Below are 22,792 nucleotides of genomic sequence, written 5' to 3' on the forward strand. Positions count from 1 at the left end.
AAAGAGGAATGCATGTTTGAAACAATAATGATAGGATTGATTGTCGGTTCCGCGCTTTTATGGATCAGCGTCTCTCTGTACAGGACGTTGCGGGGAAAGAACCACTGCCAGTGCTGTGGAAATAAAAACTGCTGTACCAGCCTTGACCGGATGAAGCGTGACGGTGCAGAGGATATCCATCCAGCTACCCGGGAGAGCGGCTAATGAATGCACCGGAAGCAGTGAGCAACAGCATTCGGAATATTGAGACGCGGTTCAAAGAGCATGAGCGTCTTCTTGAATGCCTGCGGGAAGGGGATGAGGGAACAGTTGCAGCCTGTCTGTCTCCGGATTGCCGTCATTCGATTGTGATGAGGGAAATCCTCTTGGAGGTGATAGAAGTTCTGGAGGATTCCCGGAAGGCTTTCAAGTCGCTCCGACTTGAGGCGTTGAGAAAAAAGTTGATCCGGATATTGGCAGAAAATATCTGATCCATACGTAACCTGATCGATCCTACGGCTCGACTCCTGGAGTCGGGAAGTGAGGGCGTGGTGTATCGGCCTGAAAAAGGCCGTATCCGTCGCGCCCTTTTTTTCGCAATTCAACGCCCCGGTTTGGATCCCGAAGAAAGTTCCATCAACACTTACAGCGAGAAAAAACAAAACGGATGAAAGGAGAAATAAACAATGAAGCGAATTCAAAAGGTTTTTTATGATGATGAACAAGAGGTCTCCTGCCTCGTTGTGACGGTGGCCTTAACTGTGATGCTCGGAGCTGTTCCAGCCTTTTGGGGGAGGCCATACCTTGATAACCGACGATACTGGAACCCAGGGAAAGGGAAGGACCCAGATCGAGTTGACCGGCCAGTACGACCATGACGACGAAAAAGGTGTGAAATCCGAGAACTGGGAGGCCAAGGCGGCCCTGTCCTTTGGACTATTCGATTCGCTGGATTTGGTCCTGGAAGTTCCCTATAACTGGGCAAGCGCCGACGCTGGCGTCAAGAGGGGAGTAAATGGTCCAGAGCCGGATATCTCGTTCCTTGCTGGCCTTGCTTTCCGGGTTTGATAAGATAAATCTCCAACTCATAGAAGTTTTCCCGCCACTTGCCGCGGAAAAGCTTCTATTCTCTGGGAAGCCCCTGGAACAGGAGCCAAAATGGCATGTCAGAAATTTCTAGTCTTTTAATCATTTCTACACATCACATTAGTCCAAGAAAGGGTGCATACACTCAGGTAGATGTTTCTTCGCCGAAAGAAAACAAGGCCTGAGAAGAGGCATACCAGTAAACCCATTGACAGCAATTTTAGTCACATTCTTCACCTGTTTTCGAGACGTGAGTTCTTTGAGATGGTTTATAGGATGAAGGCTGAGCGAGGGGACAAGGGATTCAGGTATTGGGAACAGTTTGTGGCCATGTTGTTTTGCCAACTCGGAGAGGCACATTCGCTGCGAGAGATTTGGGCGGATTGGCCAGTTGTTTTGGTAAAGTGAGGCATTGGGGACTCCTTACAGCGCCGAAACAATCGATGCTGTCCTATGCCGACACATACTAGCCGTGGCAATTGTACAAGAAGGTATTTTGCCGGTTCCTGGACCGATGCCGGAAACTGGATTTCGGCAGAAGACGATTCCGGTTCAGGAACCGGCTCTTCGGCTTGTATACCACGGTGATTGAACTTTGCATCAGCCTATTAAATCGGGCGAGGTTTCAGTAGACGAAGAAAGCACCGCTCAACGTACTGCCGAAAGTACGTCTCGCGATCATGGATCGGTAGAAGTGATGGGCGGATCGCATTTTTTCAGCGAGTCGCCTCTGGTGCGGTCCATGGTTCTTCCGGCGGCGTGTATCGACGCCCTCGCCGCGTCCAGCGTGATCTGCAACTTGTTGTCATAGATGGCGTAATCCAAGCGATAGCGGTCCGGCGTAAAATCGGGCATGATGACATTCGCCCCCGCCCGCAGCCCCCGAATCAGTCCGCGGTCCGGATCAGCGGTGACTAACGCCGTCGTTACAGGCATATGCGCGTTTCCGGTTGCGATCCGCACCAGGGCGAGCACCCTCAGCGTCGCCGGCACGGTTCCCCGCGGAACCGTCGCCAGGGGCGTATCGTGCTGGGGGATGAAAAGGCCCACCGAGGCCATATCGGGAGACAGATCGTGCAGCAGAACGATATCGGCACAGAGATCGTCAACGGTCTGACCGGGAAGGCCGACAATATTCCCGGTGCCGATCTGATATCCGATACGGCGCAAAAAATCCAGGATGCGCAATCTCTGCCGCAGCGTCTGATGAGGGTGGAGGCGGCGATACAATGCCTCGTTTGCCGTTTCGTGTTTCAAGAGGTACCGATCCGCCCCGGCCGCCTTCAATGCCCGGTAATCGTCGAAGGGCCGTTCCCCGATGCTCAGCGTAACGGCCACATCGGCGCGATGCTTGATCCGCTCCACGACGCGGCAGAGCATGGACCGGGTATAGAAAAAATCGTCCCCCGACTGGAGGACAATGGTTCCGACGCCGTACGACGCGATCCGCAACGCCGTATCGACCATTTCATCCTCGTCCATCCGATACCGCACCACCGCGTCGTTGTCCCGCCGGAGACCGCAATAGAGGCAGTTGTGCACGCAATGATTGGAAAACTCGATAATACCGCGGATATAAACGCTCTCCCCGCATTCCTTTCGCCGTATCCCGTCCGCTCTCCGGAAGAGCCTCTCATCGTCGCCGGGATTGTTGAGATAATGTAAAATTTCATCCTTCGTCATAGAGGTCCAGAAGTGCTTTCGCTGAAGCAATGAGTCGCTCCTTTTCATCCACTACGATGTCGTTCCACCGGCCGGACACGACGCCGTAACATCCGTTCAGTTCGATCCGCTCCGGGGGAAGGAAGGCCGGATCCTCCCGGCGTCCCCCCACATAGGACCATCTCCTGCCGAGAATCTCGACGAACCAAATGGAAACGCCGTGGCGGTCCCTCACGGCAGCCGCCAGGTCATTGAGCTTTCCGATCAATACCATTTTAGAAGTAGAGGTCTCGTTCCCCATCTTCGATCCTCTTGTAGTACTGAAGAAGCGTTTCGTATGCCCCGGGGATCTGTTGCTTGATCTCTTCCATTTCCTTTTTGATGATGACCTCTCCGGCCTTCTTCGTTTCCTCGCTTGCGAAATCGTCGAGCCATTCCCGGTATGTCAACACCGCATTGAGTTTGCAGTACTTGGCCTCCGTGCCCGTTCTCAGAAGTTTCATGATGTGCTCGCCCGTCCTTCCGCAGCGGTACCCGGCGGTGCAGAACGACGTGATGAGGCCCATGCCGGCAAATTCCCGGATCACCTCGTCGAGGCTCCGGGTATCGCCGAGAATGAACTGCTGGCGCTCCGCTTCCTGTTCCGTATAGCGGTCCGAATAAGCGCCGATGCCGATCCGCGTCGATGCGTCCGTCTGCGTACAGCCCACCGGAATGATCTCTCTCCTCATCTTTGCCGATTCCCGGGCGGTTATGATCATGCCGGTATAGGGAATGGAAAGTCGTATGATCGCGACGATCTTTTTAAAATCTCTGTCCGACACGGTGTGCTTCGTTTCATGGACGAAGGGCGTATTGGCGGCCGGCTCCAGGCGCGGAAACGACACGGTATGGGGACCGATGCCGCCGAATTGCCGTTCAAGATCGAGGGCGTGGTACAGGAGTCCCATCACCTCGAACCGCCAGTCGTAGAGGCCGAAAAGCACTCCGGTGGCCACATCGTCGACGCCCGCTTCAAGGGCCCGGTGGTGGCAGTACAGCCTCCACCGGTAATTCGACTTTATCGTCCCCTGCGGATGCACCTGCCGATAGGTCTTGCGGTGATATGTTTCCTGGAACACCTGGAACGTTCCGACACCGACGTCGCGGAGAATCCCGAGGTCATGAATCGATATGGGGGCGATATTGACATTGACCCGTCTGATTTGCCCGATTCCGTTCTTCGTCTTCATGGCGACGTCGTACATGGTCCGGATCGTGTCGGCGATGTAGTGTATATCCGACGACGGATGTTCCCCGTACACGGCGATGACCCGCTTATGTCCTCTGGTTCCCGCAAGGACTTCCGCCTCTTTTCTGACTTCTTCCAGGGTAAGACTTCGCCGTTTCTGCACGGTGTTTTCCCTTCGAAAGGAGCAATACAGGCAATTATTGACACAGAGATTGCTGCAGTAGACAGGGGCAAAGGTGATAATGCGATTATCGTACACCTTTCTCTTTATGGTGCCGGCTGTTTCATACATCTCCTGAAGGAGGTCGTCATCTTCCACATTCAGAAGCGCGGCGGCTTCATCGGGGCTCAATGTTTGCACTGCGAGGGATTTCGCAAGAATATCCCTTATCTTCCGCCGTTGGGGATTTCTGTTCTCTTCCAGTTTTTTCCATATTTCGTCATCGTCGATGAAGTCTTTTCCATTGACGAGATACCTCGCTATTTCGTCGTCCTTGATGACCCGGCTCATCCATTCTTTTTCCTTCGCGCTGTATGCCAAATCATAACTCATCGGTTTTTCCTCCCTTGGTTTTTCCCGTTTCCCTGTTGAATGCGCTCCATGCCGCAGGAAACGGCGAGAGCACCCGGCGCAACACCCCCTGCAAGAGAGATATGGCCACGCCGTAATTGGTGATCGATACGCCCGCTTCCTTTGCCTTCCTGATTCTGTTGAGCATCTCCCGCCTTGTCAGCATGCAGGCCCCGCAGTGAATGATCAGTCTGTACCGGGAGAGATTTTCAGGGTAGTCGCGCCCGGCAAAGACGTCGATCTCAAGGTTGAATCCCTTGTACTGACGAAGCCACCTCGGTATCTTCACGCGTCCGATGTCATCCTGAAGCGGATGGTGCGAACACGCCTCTGCGATAAGAACCCTGTCTCCGGGCTCCAGGTTCTCGATGGCCGCCGCTCCCCGCACCGCCTCAACCAGATCGCCCTTATGCCGCGCGAAAAGAATGGAGAATGTCGTGACAGGGACCGTCGCCGGCGTATCGGCGCACGTTTTCTGTACGACTTGAGAGTCGCAAACGACAATATGGGGAGACTGCTTCAAGTTGCCCAGGGCTTGGACAAGTTCCCGTTCCTTGACGATGAGCGCCATCGAATCGTTGTCCAGGGCATCCCGGACGGTTTGGACCTGGGGCAGGATGAGTCTTCCCTTCGGTGCCTCAAGATCGACGGGGACCACCAATACCGCCGTGCCTCCCGGCGGCAGGAGATCTCCGATCAGCGGCGGCGGTTCCACAAAATGATCCGCTGCGATCTGAGCAAGATGGTGTTTCAGGGGATTGACATAGTCGTCTCTCCCCGCCCGGTCATTGCTGGCGGCGAGAACCACCCGCCCTGCCTTTTCCGCAACTGAGGCAACAAATGCTTTTGTCGGTGCGTGAAGATCGATCTTGTTGATCACTGCGATGGCGGGCACGTTCCGTTCCTTTGCCTCGGCGAGCACCTTCTCGTCATAGCCGGTCCATGTTCCGGCCTCGATCACCAGAAGAATGATATCCGCGCGATCGAAGACCTTTTGCGTTTTCTCAAGACGAAGACGGGAGAGGGATGAGATATCGTCGAGTCCCGCCGTGTCGAGAAACAGGACCGGTCCCAGCGGGAGCAGTTCCATTGCCTTTTCCACGACATCGGTGGTCGTCCCCGCCTCGGGCGAGGTAATGGCGATATCCTGGCCGATCAGAAGATTGAGCAGGCTCGATTTGCCCACGTTCGTCCTTCCGAAAATGGCGATGTGCAGTCTATTTCCCTTCGGTGTTGTGTCCATAATTCCTGTATCCGAGTGCCGATGCGTTTATCCATGCTGTTTCGCCAGCACCGATTTGACGGTTATATCCTCGATCATGCCGAGTTTCCCCGCCAGTGACCCGACATCATCCGTCGATCCGTCAACAATAACGGCGATGACAACGACACCTCTTTCACGATAATCCCGACACATCCGACCCGTTTTTCGTCCATGAATGCCCCCGTCATTGAAAAACCCGGCCGCACGAATGCGGACCGGGTTTTCATCACTTCTTCCCGCCCTGGGATTCAGAACATATCCCTGCCGCAGGCGTTATTGCCGGAATCGCACAACGATGTCTTTTTTCGAAAAAACTACCCTTTTTTGTGCGGGATCTCCGTTCCCCGCGCCGTGTAATGCGTATGAAGCAGCTCATGAGACTTGTGTCCCAGCGGTTTTTCGAGGAACGACTCATAGGCCTTGGTTACCGACGGATTTTCATGGGACTGACGGTATGACTGTCCTTCATCGTCAGCGTACAGGGCGCCGGCCCGCAATGCCCTCTTTTCATTCGTGACAGGCTGAGGCTGGCCGCCGCCGCCGACACAGCCGCCGGGACATGCCATGATCTCTATAAAGTGATAATCCGCTTCTCCCGCTCTTATCTTATCAAGCAGTTTTCGGGCATTGCCCAGACCATGGGCAACGGCCACCTTCACATCGCCGAACCCTTCAACCGGCACCGCCGCCTCCTTCACCCCGTCGAGACCTCTCACCGGCGTGATGTTCAGATCACCGAGAACCTTGCCGGTGACGAGCACATAGGCGGTTCGAAGCGCCGCCTCCATGACACCGCCCGTCGCCCCGAAGATCGTCGCGGCGCCGGTATACTCTCCCATAGGATCATCGTACGGTTCATCCGGAATGTTGACAAAATCGATACCCGCCTCCCGGATCATCCGGCCGAGTTCACGGGTGGTGAGGACATAGTCGACATCCCGATACCCGCTGTCATTCATTTCCGGCCGTTTCGCCTCGAACTTCTTTGCCGTACACGGCATGATCGAAACGACAACGATGTCCTTTGGATCCACACCCGCCTTTTCAGCATAGTACGTCTTGGCCATGGAACCGAACATCTGCTGAGGCGACTTGCAGGTCGAGACGTGAGCGAGGAGATCGGGGTAAAAGTGCTCACAGAACTTGATCCACCCGGGTGAGCAGGATGTGATCAAGGGCAGGGTTCCCCCATCTTTGATCCGCTGGAGAAGTTCGCTGCCTTCTTCCATGATCGTCAGGTCCGCCGTGAAATTGGTATCAAACACCTTGTCAAATCCCAGCCTCCGGAGGGCGGCGATCATCTTCCCTGTGACCAGCGACCCGGGAGGCATGCCGAATTCCTCTCCGAGGGCGGCCCGGATTGCCGGCGCTTCCTGAACGATGACATGCTTGGTCGGATCCTCGAGGACCTTCCAGACCGCCCCGGTATCATCCCTTTCGTAGATCGCGCCGACCGGACACACCATGATACACTGGCCGCAGTTTATACAATTCGTCTCACCGAGCGGCAAATTGAACGCCGGCCCGACGAGGACCTTGCTCCCCCTGTTCGAGGATGTCAGAACAGATACTGTCTGGATATGTTCACAAACGGTTATGCATCGGTGACAATGGATGCACTTCCGGGGATCCCTGACGATCGAGGGGCTTGAGGCATCAATGACCTTGTCCCGGGCAGGGAATTCGGTGGAAAAACGAATATCCCGTACCCCCACATGCTCCGCAATCCGCTGCAGTTCGCAGTTTCCGCTCCTCACGCAGGACGCACACTCGGCCGGATGGTTGGCCAGCAGAAGCTCGACAACCATTTTCCGTGCCGCTCGAACCCGCTCGGTGTTCGTGCGAACGGCCATGCCCTCCGTGACGGGAAAGACGCAAGAGGCGACAAGGGTGCGCTGCCCCTCGACTTCCACCACGCAGACACGGCAGGCTCCCGGCGTATGTCCAATCTCGGTCATCGCGCAGAGCGTCGGGATATGAATGCCGACGCTCTGCGCGGCCTGATGGATCGTGGCGCCGGGTTTTGCGGTGAGCGGGATGTTGTCAATCGTAAGCTTTACAACACTCACGGATTCCTCCTTAACTTTATTTATAATGTACGGAGCAGGGCGGGCACACTCCCCTTCCGGCTGTTTGAGGTGCCATGCGGGAAGGGTCCGGATCGCGTGCAAAGGCCCGTGTTGAAAAGCACAAGAAGGTTATTGATTCAGGGATATCAGTTCATCCTTCACCCATAGAGGCGACATCTCCTTCGCCTCTTCGTGCGGAATTTTCCCGTGCAGCAGCATGGCCTTGAAATCGTCGATCATGTAGATTCCCAGGAACATGTGAACCAGCAGGAAGAGACTGAGAAGCCAGCCGAAAATGGTATGGAGGTGCCCGGATATGGCTACGAGGCTTCGGGGGACATTGTGAGGAAAGGCCCAGAGAAGCCAACCGGTTCCGATTAGAATCGTACCCCCGATCAACACGCATATCCCGAAGAGCTTCTGCCCTGAATTGTATTTGCCCATCGGGGGAACGGGGATTTTCTTATGGAACAGAATTTTTTGGGGATAGCCGCCGAGAACAACGAACCATTTCAAATCGTCCCCGGAAAATGTGAACACTCTTTTAACGAACAATACGACGCGATCAAAACCGATCAGGAAGAAAGCGGCCGCATCCAGGCTTAAAAGGACCCCTGCCAGGATATGAATGCGTGCCGCGAGATTCAAGGCGTCTTCGTGAAGCGGTTTAAAATAAAGCAGCAGCCCCGTTACGGCAAGGGGCAGGAAGCTGACGATTAGCAGGTAATGAAAGACCCTTACACTTAGAGGGTGTTTCAGAATCATCGTTTCATTCGACATCTCGTACACTCCTTTCAGGAAAGTCCTTTTGTTCTATTGACGTACGTCGTATGCAGCAAGGTTTCGGATCGTTCGCTCAACGGCTTGCCTCCGAAATCCTTGTAGTATTTCATCACGGCCTGATTGGCGTGGCTGACGCGTACTTTCGATTTGACGTCATCCTGATACAGTCCCTTCGTCCGGGCCAGAATGTAATCGGTTTTCCTCGATACGAGGGAGGTGATCCAGATTGTGGGCAGCGCCAGCAGCGCAATCACGATTCCGCCGATGGTGATGAACTGCCGCCTCGTCAGGTAAGAGGGATTCTCCATATAGTGGTATTCCTTGTTTTTCATATGCCGGCTCCTTTTCTCGATTATTTCCAGGCAAACCAGGGAAGCGTCGCTTCCAGCCATGAAGAACCTCCGCCCTGAATCGGTTGTCCGCCGCCGTTGATGCAGCCGCCGGGACAGTTCATGACCTCAATGAAATGATAGGGCGATCGGCCCCCCAGAACCTGATCGATGACCGGACCGATGTTTTTCCTGAGGCCGTGAACAACAGCCATCCGCACAACAATCTCCTTGCCGTATTTACTGTCTTTCAGGGGGACGGAGGCGCTCTTGACGCCTTTCAGGCCCCTGACTTTCTGGAATTCCAGCGGTTTGAGTTCCTGGCCCGTCAGAACGGCATAGGCCGTGCGGAGCGCCGCTTCCATCACGCCGCCGGTATTTCCGAAAATGGTTCCGGCGCCCGTGTATTCCGCGAGAAGGGAATCACCCTCAGCCTCTTTCTCAGCGGCCAGATCTATCTTCATTTTTTTGAAAAGACGGGCGAGATCGCGGGTCGTCAGCACGGTGTCGACATCGGGATAGGGCACGGATGCTTTTCCGTTCCGGCGGTTGAATTCGTATGCGTTCCTGAATTCCGGGCGCGAGGCCTCGTATTTTTTGGCTGTACAGGGCATGATGCCGACGGTGTAAATTTTTGATGCGGCCTTGCCCCAGACTTCAACGCCGTAGGTTTTCGCAACGGCACCCGCCATCTGCTGGGGAGACTTCGCGGACGACAGATGGGGAATCAGGGCGGGGTATTGGATCTCCACGAACCGCACCCAGGCCGGACAGCAGGACGTGAATTGCGGCAGGGGACCGACGTGTGCCCCTTTTTCGCCGAAGAGGGCATGCCTCGCCCGCTGAATGAACTCCGTTCCCTCTTCCATGATCGTCAGGTCTGCGGCGAAATTATTGTCCAGAATCTTAAAACCGGCCTTTCGCATCGAACCGTATAGTTTTCCGGTGACGAGACTTCCGGCCGGCAGGCCGAACTCCTCGCCGATGGCGACTCGGACGGCCGGCGCTATAATGCCGACAACGGTCGTGGCGGAGTCCTTCAATTTTGAAACGACCGCATCCACTGTGTCGACAGTCTCATAGGGGGCGCCGAAAGGGCAGTTGACCAGACACTGCCCGCAACTGAGACAGAGATCGGGATCAATGCTGTGAATTGTTCCGAACATGCCCTGGATCGCGCCCGTCGGACAATGACGCTTGCAGGCATCACATCCCTTACAACGCGACCCCTCAATGGCGATGACGCCGGGAATTTCTCCCTTTTGGTACGTGGCGGCAATATTCATTCTCATCTCCTCCATATGTTCAGGTAAAAATAGCGATGTGCAAAAAAGCCCGCGCGATGGGTTATGTTATTTTTGACATAATTATATCGTCCAAAGTTGTCAAGCATAAAATGCATGTCGTACATCAAGAACGGCAGGAAGAGCTACCACATGAAGGTCTGCACCATAGAGCCCTTCGGTTTTATTCCGGCCATCACTCTGGAGCCGGCAATGCGGTGAGCAACACTGATTTCATTGAGTTTTACCGGAAGTGCCTTGATGCCATGTCCCGAGAGCATCTGGTGGTGCGAACGGTCCGTTTGGACAGCGGGTTCTTCAGCGAGGAGAACATCGAAGCATTTGAAGGAGATTTCCTGTTTTTTGAGGTCGTAGCGAAGAAGTATGGAAATATCCTGCATTGGGTAAAAGAATGCATCGCCGATGATGCTTTCGAGCCCTTTTATCCCGGCTGCGACAAACTAGACGGCGCCTCCTTCAGCTACTACATGAAAACAACCGGAAAGATTCACGATTTTGTTGTTGTGCGGAAGTATCTTGGTCAGGAAGGCGATGGCCAAGGGATGCTGTTTCCCCAAATGGCGCTATCAGATCATTTGCCACAATCAGCCCGACATGACGCCGAAAGAGGTTTGGGAAGCTTACAACAAGCGGGCAAAGCGGGAAACTTCAACAGCAATTTTGCCTACTTCCGGCATTGCACGATAGCCTACAACCTGGCGTTGCTCTTCAAGCGCTATATCCTGACCGAACGTTGGCATAATGCCCGGACATTGACGCTCCGCAAGAATCTGATCAACGTTCCCGGAAGGCTGGTAAACCGTTCCGGCAGAATGATCATGCGCCTGATGGCGGGGCCTCCATTCGTTGATGTTCTGCACATTGTCAAAGAGCGGTTGATGTGTGTGTATCGAGTGCTGCATCCTGCACCGGCATAGAGTCGGCTGTTGCAGGGAGGAAGCTGCGTGGACGACTCAACAAAGAGCCAGAGGTGAAGTGTTTCTGAGTATCGACTATTATTGCCATTTTGAGGACCACAGCATGAGATGAATGTCTTGACCGACTGATTTTAGCCGTCTGAAGTATGTTTTTTGTCGTTTTTCGGCAAATTTGCTGCCGCCCTTCGACGGCTGAGGCATTCACTCTGGATTCAGGATAATAGAATCTCTTGATGGGTTGATCAGTAAGCGCGGATCCGAATGGAAAACGTCACTGACTATGGCTGCACCATCTACAAGCGAGAGTATATAAAGGGGAGACTGCTTCCTTCCGGCGATTTCGGCGCCAATGCTGCGTGGTGGTGGATCATGATTGTGGCACGTCCGGTTCTTGGCGGTTCATGGGTATCGCGCCGGATGAAAGCGATGCGTTTTTCCCTGATTGCCGTTCCCGGAAGAATTATGGAGCGATCGCGCCGGCTTGTCATTCGTATTGCGGGGGATCATCCTGTCTTTGATGTCTATCTCCAGGCCCGTCAGCGAATCAGGGAACTTCTCCCCGCACCGTGTGGATAGGAGACTCCGAGCAGTTCAGCCCGGTTCAGTTCTGCTGCTGATGTCCGGCGGATCGCCGCACCACGACCCGCGAGGGAGACCTTCGTCCGTACTGCTCCGGAATATCGAAACAAACAGCCATTTTGATGTGCAGATGCGGAAAATGCTCCGGGCAGCCTCGCAGCCGCCGGTACCATCGCAATACAAGACCTGAAAAACACAAAAACGCGACGCAGCAGAAAGATGGTGGTGGATTTGGGTGTTTTGGCGCCCTTGACAGACCGTTCCTTTCGTGGTACGGGGACACCTAACATTTATATCGCATAGTATGCAGCGGTGATTTAACGGTAAATTGCTCCGCTCTAGAAATGTGCTAAAACGCCGGCACAAGCTGGAATAGCGAACTCGCGCCGCGGCGCGAGTTTTTTTGTCTCCCCCATGGGCCCCTTCTTTTCCCATGTTCGTATAAGGGATAGTGGCGAGAATCGGCGTGATACATCATGGGGAAAAGATCCAACGCCACAGGTCGGACGTTTTCCGACTTTTCAGGAGTTCGCAAACTCCGTCATAATGCGAAGGAGCGGCATATGCAGATATCTTCGGAGAGCATCAAGATCGGCCATCCCGATATCGTCGCCGACGTTATTGCGGCCGGCATAATCGCGGACATTCTCGACAAGGAGTCGGAGCTGGGCCTGACTCTTGAAACCATGCCTCATTGCGGCCTCGAGGTATTCCTCGGTAAAGGTATGTGCCTCGTGGGAGGAGAGATCCGGTCACGGGTTTCCGTCGACATAGACACCATTACCCGCCGGTCCGTCCTGTCCCTGGGCTATAATCACGCGGCCGTGGGGCTGAACGGCCATCTCATGGGTGTGTTGAATGCCATTATTCCACAGTCACCGGACATCTGCCGGGGGACTGACCCTGCCTTGAACGTGAACAGTGAGATCGGTGCCGGTGACCAGGGAATTATGTACGGATTTGCCTGTGATGAAACAGCCGAACTGCTGCCCCTTCCCTATGTCCTTGTCAGCAGGCTGATGAGAGCCTTTGAGGAGTGTGGGAACCCCGTTTTCGCGCCCGACGGCAAGGGGCAGGTATCGGTACGGTATGACAGGGGAACGGGAAAGCCCGGCAAGCTTGCCAAGGTACTCATGTCGAATGCGGTGGACTACCGTTTCGTCAACGGAACAAAAGAGAAGGTGAAAGAGGACGCCCGGCGGATAACCTTTGATTGCCTGAGTGATTACGTGGGCGAAGACACGGAGTTTCTTTTCAATCCCACCGGAGAGTGGCAGGCCGTCAATTCCTGCAGTGCCGCCGATTCGGGTGTGACGGGACGGAAACTGGTAGTCCAGTTTTACGGAGGCTATCCCGGAGCCCAGTTGGGCGGCGGAGCCGTGGTGAACAAAACACCGGAAAAAGTCGACTGTTCGGCAGCGTTCGGTGCCCGCTACGTGGCGAAAAACATCGTGGCCGCGGGACTTGCCACGCGCTGTTCGACGCAGCTTGCCTACGCCATCGGCATCGCCAGGCCCTTTTCTATCTATGTGGATACCTTTGGCACGGGGGAAATTTCTGACGAAAAACTGACACAGATCGTCAAGGAAGTCTTCGATCTCACGCCGGCGGGGATGATCCGGCAGTTTGATCTTTTAAAGGGCGACATCTACCGAAAACTTCCCCGAACGCTCTTCATGGACGATTATCGATGGGAGAAAACAGACAGAATCGAAGAACTCCGGAGTGCCGCGGGGAGGTGGCGGAGTTCCATGCCCCGGAATGACGGAATTTAAAGATCGCGGGACCGATCAGATTGCACAAGGGATCAGTCATTACAGTAGAAAGGCTTTCGGCCCGGATCATGGGCCGGAAGGAGACTCCCCACCTTCTTGTTGTACTATTCCCTTACGCGATAGATCGAACGGTGGGCCTCTGTATCGGCGCGGTGGGCGGAGAGATCAGCGGCAACGGCGTCTAGTTTGGCAACTACGGTATCGAGTTTTGCTGCGGTGGCATCGCCCTGTGCCGCGACCTCATCGAGTTTTGCTGCGGTGGCATCTCCCTGTGCCGCGACCTTATCGAGTTTTGCTGCGGTAGCAACGCCTTGTGCCGCGACCTCATCGAGTTTTGCTGCGGTGGCATCTCCCTGTGCCGCGACCTTATCGAGTTTTGCTGCGGTGGCATCTCCCTGTGCCGCGACCTTATCGAGTTTTGCTGCGGTAGCAACGCCCTGTGCCGCGACGGCATCGAGTTTTGCTGCGGTAGCATCTCCTTGTGCCGCGACGGCATCGAGTTTTGCTGCGGTGGCAACGCCCTGTGCCGCGACCTCGCCGAGCTTGGCCACCACGCAGTCGATCCGATCATCAAGTCGTTGTTCCACCTTGTTGAGCTTCTGATTCAGGGTCTCTACCTTGAAGTCCACCACCTTAATCTTCTCACACAGCTCTTCTCGGGTTTTCTTGATCTCCCGGTGAAGCGCGTCATGTCCTTCAAGAACGAGATCGAATTTCCCATTGATGTCTTCCAGCAGTATTTCAAGATTACCTTTTTCCATCGCTCATCCTCTCCACAGGGGTTATGGGTCAGGTCTTGCCCCATTCGTACAAAGCGCCCCAGCCCGCTTCCGGCGGGCCTGCATCATACAACTGACGTGCCGTAAGCGGGCATCGTTGAGTATGTGTGCTGTGTGATTTCATATACGCACGCCTATGCCTATGGTACCGAAAAGCCGAAAAACGTCCGATAGAGGATGGCTTCGTAGCAAAGTTACCGAAGAATGGAGGAGGGGACAGTCCGGGTTCGTTCGGGCTATTTCAAATAGATTCCGCAGGTGTCTCCCCGGAAGCGCCATTTCCGGCTTCAGGCGTCACAAGCTGCTGAATGGCGTCCAGTCGTTCTTTTAGGATCTTCACCTGATCCTCCAACTCCCGCGCCTGTTTTACGCAGTTCTTGTTTTCCTCGAGTATCGCCTCATAGTGCCCCGTGCCGGACTGCAACTGCTCGATTTCCTGTCTGAGGGCGTCCCGTTCAAGGATCGCCTCCCGGAGTTCTGCTTCGAGTCGTTCCTTTTCTTTCGTCAGGTCATCACGGTCTTCCAGCGCGGATTGCAACGCGGTGTTTTTCCCCTCGAGCAGTCTCAGTTCCTCTGTAAGGTGGTTGACCTGTTCCGTGAGTTCCTTGTTTTTGTTTGTGATGGTCGCCGCTGTTTCTCGTTCCCTGGTCAATGAGGCGACCTGGGATTCGAGCTTCGTGATCTGTTCGTTGAGTTTGTCCGGGCCTTTCTTGATCGTAACATTGAGGTCTGCGAGTTCCTTCTGAAGGGCCTCGGTTTTTTTGAGGAGTTCCCGGTTTGCCGCTTCAATGGTCGTTATGTGCTCCGCGGCCTTGGTGAGACAGGGCCTGTAGTCGGGCTGTTCCCCCCGCTCCACACCCCAGATGTAGAAGCCGAGTCCGACTCCTACGACGAACAATACCGCGAGCAGAACAAGGTGGACAATAATTACTTTTTTTTCTCTGATCATGGCGCTCTCCCGTATCATTTTTCCCTTCTTTTCATGGTCCATAGTCGGGGCGTGATTGCACTTCTTCTCGAAACGGCATGGCAGAGTCGGGATTCGGCCGGTCCCGTGAGCGAGGGTTGCAAAAAACCGCCCTGTGTCAACAAAGCGGATTCCCGTTTCTCTCGAGGCCCTTCAGACCGGAATCACCGGTTGCCCGCCCGGAGCCGGCTGTCGCAATAGACTACAGGTTACTGTATATTCCGTCATGCCCGAGAAGTCAAGGCGCGAACACGGGGAACCTATTTCTTTGACCGGTCTGTTAAATTCGTATACATTTCACCCTGCAGGTGTTGCCCGGTATTGGTTCTTCACGTCAGTTGTGTGATGCAGGCCCGCCGGAGGCGGGCCGGGGCGCTTTGTACGGGTTCATCAGCGACGAGAGGAAGGAAAAGGCATAAAACATGAGCAAAATCATGGAGACAGCCCGAGAGTTGATTGATTTTATCAGACATGACGTCTGGAGGGTGAGAATCAAGGACATGCCTCGGAAAAAGTCATTTCTCATCCGGCAGCTACGGATATTTATCCTCGCGGTCCGCGGTTTTGACGAGGACAAGTGTCTCTTGAGGGCTTCGGCTCTCACCTTCTATTCACTGATTTCAATCGTTCCCGTGCTGGCGATGTTCTTCGGCGTGGCAAAGGGATTCGGGTTCGAGAAACGTCTTGAAAGGCAGCTGCTGGAGCAGTTCCAGGGGCATGAAGATGTCATCATGCAGGTTATCGGCTTTTCCGAATCGCTGCTTGCCAACACGAAAGGGGGACTGATTGCCGGTGTGGGCGTCATCATCCTGTTCTACGCGGTCATCAAGGTTCTCGGCCACATCGAAACATCCTTCAACGATATCTGGGGAATCCAGGAGCCAAGAAGCCTGGGAAGAAAGTTCAGTGATTACCTTTCGGTCATGCTGCTGTGCCCGATTCTGATTATCCTGTCAAGCAGCGTTACGGTTTTCATCACTACCCAGGTAACGATGATCATGGAGAAGATCGCTCTCCTCGGGATATTCAGCCCGGTCATATCCTTCGTGCTCACGCTGCTGCCGTACGGTATCGTCTGGGTGCTGTTTTCTTTCCTTTATATCTTCATGCCCAATACGAAGGTGCATCTGTCCTCGGGAATCCTCGCGGGAATCATAGCCGGAACCATGTACCAGCTCGTTCAGTTCGGCTACATCGCGTTCCAGGTGGGAGCATCGAAATACAACGCCATCTACGGCAGTTTCGCGGCGCTGCCCTTGTTCCTTGTCTGGTTGCAGTTGAGCTGGTTCATAGTGCTTTTCGGGGCGGAGTATTCGTTCGCCCGCCAGAATGTGGACACCTATGAATTCGAGCCTGACTCGCTCAAGATAAGTCCTTCCCGCAGGAGACTTTTCACCCTTCAGACAGCCTATCTGCTGGTATCGAATTTCGCGGAAGGAGGGAAGCCCCTGACAGCCAACGACATTTGCCATCGACTTGAAATCCCGATTCGCCTGGTGCATCTGATACTTTCCGACCTTATGGCCGCCGGAATCGTCAATGCCACAGAGACCGACGGATACAGGGAACCCGGGTACCAGCCCGCCAGGGACATCAATACGCTCACCGTTCAGTTCGTTCTCGATGCCCTTGACAACAGCGGGACGGAATCAATTCCCGCGGCCAGGACCGATGAGCTGGAAACCCTTTCGGAAATACTTCAAACCTTCAGGGACGACATGGCTCGATCCCCGGCTAACCGCCTGCTGCGGAACCTGTAGCGAGAAAGGGGAGCCGTGCCGCCCCGCCCCGTCAGAACGTTTCATGGATGTAGACACACAGATCGGCCAGCCTGTTCGTGTAACTCCCGTACTCGTTGTCGTACCAGCCGAATATCTTCGCGTGGGTGACGGGGACGCGAAGCAGCGGGTCCTGCAGGCTTTTTATCAGGTCCGGTGACAATCCGGGAACCTCGGACAGATCCACGTTTATAAAGCCCGTTCGCGTATGTGTTTCAGAGGCTTCAATGATCACCGACGCCGGATCACCGATGAAATCGGAAGAAACGTTCTGTTCCATCGTGAATTTCAGGAGGCCTTTCTGTTTGCCCTCGGCGGCTTCGCGATAGACGTCGTTGAGGACCTGGGCGGTGATGTTTCCACTGCCGTGCCTGAGTATTCTCGACTGGAAGGTGACGTTCAGTATGATAAGCGATTCAGTGGGAATCGGAATCCTGACCGAGTCTCCCATGAAGCCTATCTCTCCCACCTCGGGCATAACCTGTTCCAGGGCCTCGGCCGCGCCCGTCGAGGTGAGGATGATGTTGTTGAGTATGCTGCGTGTTTTCCTCAGGTCCTTGCTGTTTGCCCCGGGAACGGAGTCGAGTACGCTCTGGGAATTGGTCACGGCATGCACCGTCGAAAGCGATGCCGTCATGAGGGTCCTGGCTTCGAAATGCTCGATCAGCGGCAGAATCATGTGGGCCAGGGCCGTCGTCGTACAGGATGCCGCCGATACGATCGCGTGCATCCCCGGATCGAAACGGGTGTGGTTGATGCCGTAGATCAAACTGGGGGAATCGGGCGGTATCTTCGCGAGCTTGTCCCCGGTTTTGAAGGGTGCTGAATTGACCACCACGCGGGCGCCGGAGGCCAGGTGGCCGCGAAGTGATCCGCCGGGGGTATCCGGCGGGAATGTCGGGTCTTTGAACGCTCCCGTACACTCCACGACGAGTTCCGCTCCGGAATCCCGCCAGGGGATATCAGCGGGATTCCGGTGTTCCCTCAGGATGGTCACCGGAATTCCGTCGATACGGAGTTCACCCTGTTTCTCATTCACGATTTCGATAATCCGTTCCGCCCTGTGCCCGTAAAGGAATCTGTGCAGCGGTCCGTAGGTTGAGTCCTTCTCTATCATTTCAGCTACGGCCTGAAGGCCGATTCCTACGGCTCGTCCCTGGTTGACGACGATACGGCCGAAGTATTTCCGGCCCACGTGGTGCCAAAGCGTCAATTTCCCGATTCGCCCGAGGCCGTTGATGCCGAGAGTCGGGCCTGAAGGTGTGGTTTCCGTCATGGTGGCAGTCATATTCTTTCCCCGTTCAGTGCCGTGGTTGTCGTTTCAAATCGGATGTCTCCGTACAAAGTCCTCAATGCTGTGTCTCGTGAAAGGGCATTGTTTCGTGACGTCCCAAATAGATGAACCCGTTGCGGCCGTCAAGCCCGATCCAGTCGCCGCTTCTGATTACATGCTCCCGGAGCCGGCTTTTTGATTCTTCTTCATTCACCACGAGTTGCTGGCATCCCACAACGCAGGTCTTTCCGAGCCGGTAGGCGGCCACGGCCGCGTGCGACGTGCTCCCCCCCCGCGCGGTCAGTACCCCGTCCACCTTGAGGACCATGTCGATATCTTCCGGGACCGTATCAGGTTTGATCATGATGAGGGGTACACCGGGATGACGCCGCCGCAGGTCGTCCACTTCCTCGACGCGGTGAACGGCGATGCCCGACAAGGCGCCGCCCCCGACGGCTATGCCGGTTCCCGCAAGTCCTTTCTTGAGGCTCGGTGTGGGAACAAATATGCGAAGATTTTCATCTTCAGGCGGGGTCATGTCCCTGGTCTGCAGAATGTAGAGATCTTCAGGATTCGGCCCTTCAAAAGTAAACTCTATTTCCTGGTGACTGAATCCCCTCCGGGTGACCAGTTCATCGGCGAGCTCCTTCAGGCGATGGTACACGTGGGGGAAGCTTTTTTCCAGGCTCTGGTCGCCCTCGATCTTCTCCGCGATTCTCTGCTCCTCGGAAATGGGGTGGGTCGTCACCAGCCCGGAAACAACATCCTCTCCCTGGATGCAGACCATGTAATCCCCGTAGAGCGTTACCCGTGAATCGGGCTTCTTGGGATTGCGGGTGAATACCACGCCGGTTCCCGACCCTGTGTTGCGGTTCCCGAAGACCATCTGCTGGACGATCACCGCGGTTCCCCACTCTCCGGCAATGTTCATGGCTTCCCGGTACAGGGAGGCCGTCTCGGATTGCCATGAATCCAGCACACGGTCGATGGCGATCTGAAGCTGTTCCCAGGGGTTCGTGGGGAGTTGCAGGGATGCCTCCTCGAGGAGACCCTTGTAGGCGTACACCAGCTCTTTCAACTGCTCCGGCAGGAGTTCCCGCTTGAAGGCGGCGTTGTGCGCCCGTTTTGTCCTGGACATGATCGCGTCGAAACGGTCCCGCGGGATGCCGTAGGACATGCCGAAACGCTGCAGGAACCTTCGGTAATTATCCCATGCCGCCCAGGGTTCGGACACCATGCGTTCAACGATTTCTTCGTTGATTCCTATGTTCAGGAATGTTTCCATCATGCCCGGCATGGTGATTGTCGAGCCGCTGCGGACGGAAAGCAGCAGAGGGCGGTTCGGGTCCCCGAATTTCCTGCCGCTCGCCCGTTCCAGCCGCAGGATTTCTTCCCGAAGTCGTCGGTAGTAATCCGAAGCCGCCGCGTCGTAGGCCATAATCGCCGAACGGCAACGGAAAAATTCCGTGGTTACTATGAAGCCCGGCGGTACGGGATATCCGAAAGAGCGCAGGCACTTGAGGAAGTAGCCCTTGTTCCCCAGGTAGATCTGGGTGTCCATGAGTGTGTTTGTCGAATCAAGGGAAACAAAGCATCGTTCGGGATTGTAGCTGAGAAGGAGCGTGCGTGTGTTACGGTCCAGGCTCTGGCTCTCCTTCGCCAGTCCCGCGATGACCCTTCCTATGAAATTGTCCAGTTTCTGGATCAGGAACCGCGTCGCCAGGTGGTCCCGTATGAACCATTCCGATGCCTGGTGGTAGATTTCTTCCCTGGTGGAACCCGGGGAAGGCGTGAAGGGCAGGGGCGTTTTGTTTTCTATGAGCTGAAAGATCACCGGTCGCAGATTGCCTTCATGAACGCCTATATACTGCGTCTGGATGATTTCCTTAACGGCCTTGGCGATGAACTGAAAAATGTTGAGATACTGGTCGACGGTGATTCGTCTGCTTTCCAGGGCGTGCCTCAACATGTCGAGGTTTGCCGCCGCCGCCTCCACCGCTATTCCGTCAAGCCGCAGGGACCCCATGAAGTACCGCAGGATACCGTGGACCTTCCTCAGGGTTGTGTGTGTTATGAACGTCAGGTTGACTCCCGCCGTAATTTCGTCGAAAAGGCCGTCGGCGAGACTTTCCAGCCGGAAAGTAAGCGCCATGCTGTCGAACTTCTTCTCCCCGTACCTGCCGTACATGGAGGGGATGCCTGCCGCGATGTGCCGCTTTCTGTAGATCTCTTCCCGGGGTTTCGTTTTTTCGGAAGAAAGAACCGTATCCTTAAGCCTCGACAGAAGGTCGTTTATCAGCTCCAGGGATCCTTCAAGATTCTGTTTTTTCAGGCGATTTTCAAGCTCGTCGAGGATGTAGGGGTCAAAGAGATGTGATTCCCGGAGATCCTTCATGATTCCGTGGTGTTGAATCGTGTATTTTTTCACCAGGAGACGGTAGAGCCGTATCAGCAGTTCCGCCTTTCGCCCGATCCTGTCCGGCACATCTTCCGAGCCGCGGACGAGTTCCCGCACTTCATTGTCCGAGAGGGCCGACAGGCAGCCCACGCGTGCGCCGTCCCCGCTGAAGATACGCTTGAAAAGGGGAGCCATCTCCTCCCGGAACGGATCATCTTTCATGATCCGGTCATAGACTTCTTCCGGCAGATGGTCCCGAAGGATCTCCCTGTCCCCGTCGTGCCAGTATTCGATGATCTTCCCGACAAAATCCACTATCCGGTTGTTGCTTTCCACGTGGCTTTGCTTGCGCAGGAAGTGGATCAACAGATCCTTCCGGCCGGATATTTCGTCCACCTCCGTCGAGACGTCCCGCAGTTCTCCTTCGGCTCCTATTTCGTGGAAATAGACCGGGAAGAGGCGTGCCAGGGCCTTGACCAGAGCGTACGAGGAACTGACGTCCGCCGCGAGCAGGAGCGAGATATCCTTTTGGAACAGGTTCGTGTCGGTTACAAACAGACCTCCCAGCTTCAGATGGATTATGAGCGCGGAAATCAACCTGTGGCTCCAGTCAGGATTCATCCGGATGAGAGAGAGCCAGACCCGCAGGTTTTTCATGTGCAGGGGGTTCGCCATGACCTGCCAGTCCCGTGTCACACCCTGAATGTCCGGCGGTTCGAAGCCCAGCCTGATGACGCTGTCGATAAACGTCTCCACGAGCTGACTGTTCCCGGTCATGTAAACCTCGCGGCCGATGGTAAGAACGGAGTCCAGCACGGCGTTCCGGTATCGCCCTGATTTTTCCCTGAGACTGTCCATGACGTCCTTCAGGAACTCGATCAACAGGATTTCGTCCTGGCTGCGGATATTTTCGAAACAGTGTCCGAGTTCTCTCAGGATCGTTTCATTCTGGTCAGACAGGGCTTCGATCTCGAGAAGATGCAGGAGGAATCGGGTCTTGTCCATAGATGACAGGGGAATGCTCGGATCCTCCATGTCACGGGCCACCTTCAGATGCTCCCGTTCTATACTCGCGAAATCAGGCAGGGAGAGAGAGCGCCGCAGGGAGGAGAAGGGATCGTCCTGAAGCTCTTTCTCGAGTGCGGCAAGTTCCCTCAGGAGTTTCCGGAAACGGGCCGGTGACAGGGGTTTGAGCTGATCCCGGTAATCCTTTCCTCCCAGGAGCCGGTCCTTCTCGCGATGGAGCCATGCCTCGAGACTTTCCCGTGAAAGCCAGACCTCGATGTTGCGCCTCTGGCAGAAAAGATACAGTCCGGCGAGGACTTCCGGGTCAAAAGACACGGAGGCCGCCATGACCCGCTCTATAAATTTACGGATTTTCGAGGTTCCCCGGGCGGCAAAGGCAGGTTTGTCCGCGAGCCGCTCCTTGAGGCCCGAGAAGGCCTGGTTGACTATCACTCCGCCCGACGGGTTCTTCAGGAGAACCAGCTCGGCAAAATCAAAAAAGGTGGAGAAGCAGCGTGTTTTCCTGGCCCCCGGTGAGCTTTTTTCCAGGCACATAAAGAGCAGCCTGAAAAAGATGGAAAAGGCGTCCGGGGCCCTGTGATGTTCGTTGTAGTAATAAAAGTCTCCCAACGCCCGGCTTCGAAGAGGTTCTACGATTTCATCCCAGTTGGCGTAGGGATGGTTGACTTCGTGGAGGAGCGACTCCGTTTCCTTGCGTATTCCGACCCTGTCTCCTATGATGTCCAGGAGGAGCTTCTGATCAGGCTGAATATAGCCCGGAAAAGCTGTTCGCTGAAGGTTTATATAGAGCGCTCCCGAGGAAATCGTCGTGTCATCCTTCGGGTTGGCCTTATAGAGAGGGTCGCGGTTTTCACCTTCCGTGGCTGTTTTTTGAGTCTCCGACACTTTCTTGTACCTTGCAATCAAATAAAAAACGGTTTCAACACAACTCCCTGAAACGGACGCTACCCTAGCAGAAGTGGCCTGGATTATCAATTGGGATAATTCTGACGAACTCCGGACTCGCATACCGGGCCGCTTTC

The 22,792-nt window shown here is 55.0% G+C and carries 20 protein-coding genes; 7 read left to right on the forward strand and 13 right to left on the reverse strand.

Annotated features, from left to right (window positions below):
* The first annotated feature begins 12 nt into the window (after window positions 1-12).
* The 3 genes from M0Q23_05055 to M0Q23_05065 all read left to right on the forward strand — a co-directional run bounded on the left by M0Q23_05055 (window position 13) and on the right by M0Q23_05065 (window position 1,047).
* Window positions 13-204: a hypothetical protein gene (locus M0Q23_05055; GenBank protein MCK9528009.1), complete on the forward strand. Its 192-nt coding sequence runs from the start codon at window positions 13-15 to the stop codon at window positions 202-204.
* Window positions 204-470 (forward strand): hypothetical protein, encoded by a 267-nt coding sequence (locus M0Q23_05060; protein MCK9528010.1) that lies wholly within the window; start codon window positions 204-206, stop codon window positions 468-470. The genes M0Q23_05055 and M0Q23_05060 overlap by 1 nt, the downstream gene beginning before the upstream one ends.
* Before the next feature lie 313 nt (window positions 471-783).
* The gene (locus tag M0Q23_05065) at window positions 784-1,047 is read left to right on the forward strand and encodes a hypothetical protein (protein ID MCK9528011.1); all 264 of its coding nucleotides are present in this window, start codon (window positions 784-786) and stop codon (window positions 1,045-1,047) included.
* 696 nt (window positions 1,048-1,743) lie between these two features.
* Here the strand turns inward: M0Q23_05065 and hydE are convergent.
* The 9 genes from hydE to M0Q23_05110 all read right to left on the reverse strand — a co-directional run bounded on the left by hydE (window position 1,744) and on the right by M0Q23_05110 (window position 10,260).
* The gene (hydE, locus tag M0Q23_05070; GenBank protein ID MCK9528012.1) at window positions 1,744-2,748 is read right to left on the reverse strand and encodes a [FeFe] hydrogenase H-cluster radical SAM maturase HydE; all 1,005 of its coding nucleotides are present in this window, start codon (window positions 2,746-2,748) and stop codon (window positions 1,744-1,746) included.
* Window positions 2,735-3,028 carry a hypothetical protein gene (locus tag M0Q23_05075; GenBank protein MCK9528013.1) on the reverse strand — a complete coding sequence of 98 codons (294 nt, stop codon included), beginning with the start codon at window positions 3,026-3,028 and terminating at the stop codon, window positions 2,735-2,737. The genes hydE and M0Q23_05075 overlap by 14 nt, the downstream gene beginning before the upstream one ends.
* Window positions 3,003-4,511, reverse strand: coding sequence for a [FeFe] hydrogenase H-cluster radical SAM maturase HydG (hydG, locus tag M0Q23_05080; protein ID MCK9528014.1), 1,509 nt, complete (start codon window positions 4,509-4,511; stop codon window positions 3,003-3,005). Before hydG ends, M0Q23_05075 begins: the two co-directional genes overlap by 26 nt.
* Entirely contained in the window at window positions 4,501-5,772 is a 1,272-nt protein-coding gene (gene hydF / locus M0Q23_05085; protein ID MCK9528015.1) for a [FeFe] hydrogenase H-cluster maturation GTPase HydF, read from the reverse strand. Before hydF ends, hydG begins: the two co-directional genes overlap by 11 nt.
* 27 nt (window positions 5,773-5,799) lie before the next feature.
* Window positions 5,800-5,946 carry a hypothetical protein gene (locus tag M0Q23_05090; GenBank protein ID MCK9528016.1) on the reverse strand — a complete coding sequence of 49 codons (147 nt, stop codon included), beginning with the start codon at window positions 5,944-5,946 and terminating at the stop codon, window positions 5,800-5,802.
* 161 nt (window positions 5,947-6,107) lie between these two features.
* Window positions 6,108-7,862 (reverse strand): NADH-dependent [FeFe] hydrogenase, group A6, encoded by a 1,755-nt coding sequence (locus M0Q23_05095; GenBank protein ID MCK9528017.1) that lies wholly within the window; start codon window positions 7,860-7,862, stop codon window positions 6,108-6,110.
* A 129-nt stretch (window positions 7,863-7,991) separates the two neighbouring features.
* Window positions 7,992-8,642, reverse strand: a complete 651-nt coding sequence (locus M0Q23_05100) for a cytochrome b/b6 domain-containing protein (GenBank protein MCK9528018.1) — start codon at window positions 8,640-8,642, stop codon at window positions 7,992-7,994.
* A 14-nt stretch (window positions 8,643-8,656) separates the two neighbouring features.
* On the reverse strand, window positions 8,657-9,037 hold the full coding sequence (locus M0Q23_05105) for an iron hydrogenase small subunit (protein ID MCK9528019.1): 381 nt from the start codon (window positions 9,035-9,037) through the stop codon (window positions 8,657-8,659).
* Window positions 8,998-10,260, reverse strand: coding sequence for a [FeFe] hydrogenase, group A (locus M0Q23_05110; GenBank protein MCK9528020.1), 1,263 nt, complete (start codon window positions 10,258-10,260; stop codon window positions 8,998-9,000). The genes M0Q23_05105 and M0Q23_05110 overlap by 40 nt, the downstream gene beginning before the upstream one ends.
* Before the next feature lie 35 nt (window positions 10,261-10,295).
* Here M0Q23_05110 and M0Q23_05115 point away from each other — a divergent pair, with 35 nt between their 5' ends.
* The 3 genes from M0Q23_05115 to M0Q23_05125 all read left to right on the forward strand — a co-directional run bounded on the left by M0Q23_05115 (window position 10,296) and on the right by M0Q23_05125 (window position 13,549).
* Window positions 10,296-11,195, forward strand: coding sequence for a hypothetical protein (locus M0Q23_05115; GenBank protein MCK9528021.1), 900 nt, complete (start codon window positions 10,296-10,298; stop codon window positions 11,193-11,195).
* A 261-nt stretch (window positions 11,196-11,456) separates the two neighbouring features.
* Complete coding sequence (locus M0Q23_05120; protein MCK9528022.1) at window positions 11,457-11,771, forward strand: hypothetical protein; 315 nt, start codon at window positions 11,457-11,459, stop codon at window positions 11,769-11,771.
* A gap of 566 nt (window positions 11,772-12,337) precedes the next feature.
* Window positions 12,338-13,549 carry a methionine adenosyltransferase domain-containing protein gene (locus M0Q23_05125; protein ID MCK9528023.1) on the forward strand — a complete coding sequence of 404 codons (1,212 nt, stop codon included), beginning with the start codon at window positions 12,338-12,340 and terminating at the stop codon, window positions 13,547-13,549.
* A 104-nt stretch (window positions 13,550-13,653) separates the two neighbouring features.
* Here M0Q23_05125 and M0Q23_05130 read toward each other — a convergent pair whose 3' ends face one another.
* Together M0Q23_05130 and M0Q23_05135 are read right to left on the reverse strand one after the other, a co-directional pair.
* Window positions 13,654-14,310: a hypothetical protein gene (locus tag M0Q23_05130; GenBank protein MCK9528024.1), complete on the reverse strand. Its 657-nt coding sequence runs from the start codon at window positions 14,308-14,310 to the stop codon at window positions 13,654-13,656.
* A gap of 259 nt (window positions 14,311-14,569) precedes the next feature.
* A complete protein-coding gene (locus tag M0Q23_05135; protein MCK9528025.1) occupies window positions 14,570-15,295 on the reverse strand; it encodes a hypothetical protein in 726 nt (241 codons plus the stop codon).
* Window positions 15,296-15,717: 422 nt separating this feature from the next.
* Between M0Q23_05135 and M0Q23_05140 the strand changes: the two genes are divergently transcribed.
* Window positions 15,718-17,055 (forward strand): YihY/virulence factor BrkB family protein, encoded by a 1,338-nt coding sequence (locus M0Q23_05140; GenBank protein ID MCK9528026.1) that lies wholly within the window; start codon window positions 15,718-15,720, stop codon window positions 17,053-17,055.
* A 31-nt stretch (window positions 17,056-17,086) separates the two neighbouring features.
* Here the strand turns inward: M0Q23_05140 and M0Q23_05145 are convergent, their stop codons facing one another.
* Both M0Q23_05145 and M0Q23_05150 read right to left on the reverse strand, forming a co-directional pair.
* On the reverse strand, window positions 17,087-18,361 hold the full coding sequence (locus tag M0Q23_05145) for a hypothetical protein (GenBank protein ID MCK9528027.1): 1,275 nt from the start codon (window positions 18,359-18,361) through the stop codon (window positions 17,087-17,089).
* 61 nt (window positions 18,362-18,422) lie between these two features.
* Entirely contained in the window at window positions 18,423-22,655 is a 4,233-nt protein-coding gene (locus M0Q23_05150; GenBank protein MCK9528028.1) for a PEP-utilizing enzyme, read from the reverse strand.
* Window positions 22,656-22,792 lie beyond the last annotated feature (137 nt).

The organism is Syntrophales bacterium (assembly GCA_023228425.1).
Taxonomy (GTDB): domain Bacteria; phylum Desulfobacterota; class Syntrophia; order Syntrophales; family UBA2210; genus MLS-D.

What these genes read in the sequence shown, in the direction of transcription:
- hydG (MCK9528014.1), bottom strand. Translation starts at nt 4,511, where the DNA reads ATGAGTTATGATTTGGCATACAGCGCGAAGGAAAAAGAATGGATGAGC.
- M0Q23_05145 (MCK9528027.1), bottom strand. Translation starts at nt 18,361, where the DNA reads ATGACTGCCACCATGACGGAAACCACACCTTCAGGCCCGACTCTCGGC.
- M0Q23_05090 (MCK9528016.1), bottom strand. Translation starts at nt 5,946, where the DNA reads ATGTGTCGGGATTATCGTGAAAGAGGTGTCGTTGTCATCGCCGTTATT.
- M0Q23_05055 (MCK9528009.1), top strand. Translation starts at nt 13, where the DNA reads ATGTTTGAAACAATAATGATAGGATTGATTGTCGGTTCCGCGCTTTTA.
- M0Q23_05115 (MCK9528021.1), top strand. Translation starts at nt 10,296, where the DNA reads ATGTGCAAAAAAGCCCGCGCGATGGGTTATGTTATTTTTGACATAATT.
- M0Q23_05125 (MCK9528023.1), top strand. Translation starts at nt 12,338, where the DNA reads ATGCAGATATCTTCGGAGAGCATCAAGATCGGCCATCCCGATATCGTC.
- M0Q23_05120 (MCK9528022.1), top strand. Translation starts at nt 11,457, where the DNA reads ATGGAAAACGTCACTGACTATGGCTGCACCATCTACAAGCGAGAGTAT.
- M0Q23_05100 (MCK9528018.1), bottom strand. Translation starts at nt 8,642, where the DNA reads ATGTCGAATGAAACGATGATTCTGAAACACCCTCTAAGTGTAAGGGTC.
- M0Q23_05135 (MCK9528025.1), bottom strand. Translation starts at nt 15,295, where the DNA reads ATGATACGGGAGAGCGCCATGATCAGAGAAAAAAAAGTAATTATTGTC.
- hydF (MCK9528015.1), bottom strand. Translation starts at nt 5,772, where the DNA reads ATGGACACAACACCGAAGGGAAATAGACTGCACATCGCCATTTTCGGA.
- M0Q23_05075 (MCK9528013.1), bottom strand. Translation starts at nt 3,028, where the DNA reads ATGGGGAACGAGACCTCTACTTCTAAAATGGTATTGATCGGAAAGCTC.
- M0Q23_05140 (MCK9528026.1), top strand. Translation starts at nt 15,718, where the DNA reads ATGAGCAAAATCATGGAGACAGCCCGAGAGTTGATTGATTTTATCAGA.
- M0Q23_05130 (MCK9528024.1), bottom strand. Translation starts at nt 14,310, where the DNA reads ATGGAAAAAGGTAATCTTGAAATACTGCTGGAAGACATCAATGGGAAA.
- M0Q23_05105 (MCK9528019.1), bottom strand. Translation starts at nt 9,037, where the DNA reads ATGGCTGGAAGCGACGCTTCCCTGGTTTGCCTGGAAATAATCGAGAAA.
- M0Q23_05110 (MCK9528020.1), bottom strand. Translation starts at nt 10,260, where the DNA reads ATGAATATTGCCGCCACGTACCAAAAGGGAGAAATTCCCGGCGTCATC.
- M0Q23_05060 (MCK9528010.1), top strand. Translation starts at nt 204, where the DNA reads ATGAATGCACCGGAAGCAGTGAGCAACAGCATTCGGAATATTGAGACG.
- hydE (MCK9528012.1), bottom strand. Translation starts at nt 2,748, where the DNA reads ATGACGAAGGATGAAATTTTACATTATCTCAACAATCCCGGCGACGAT.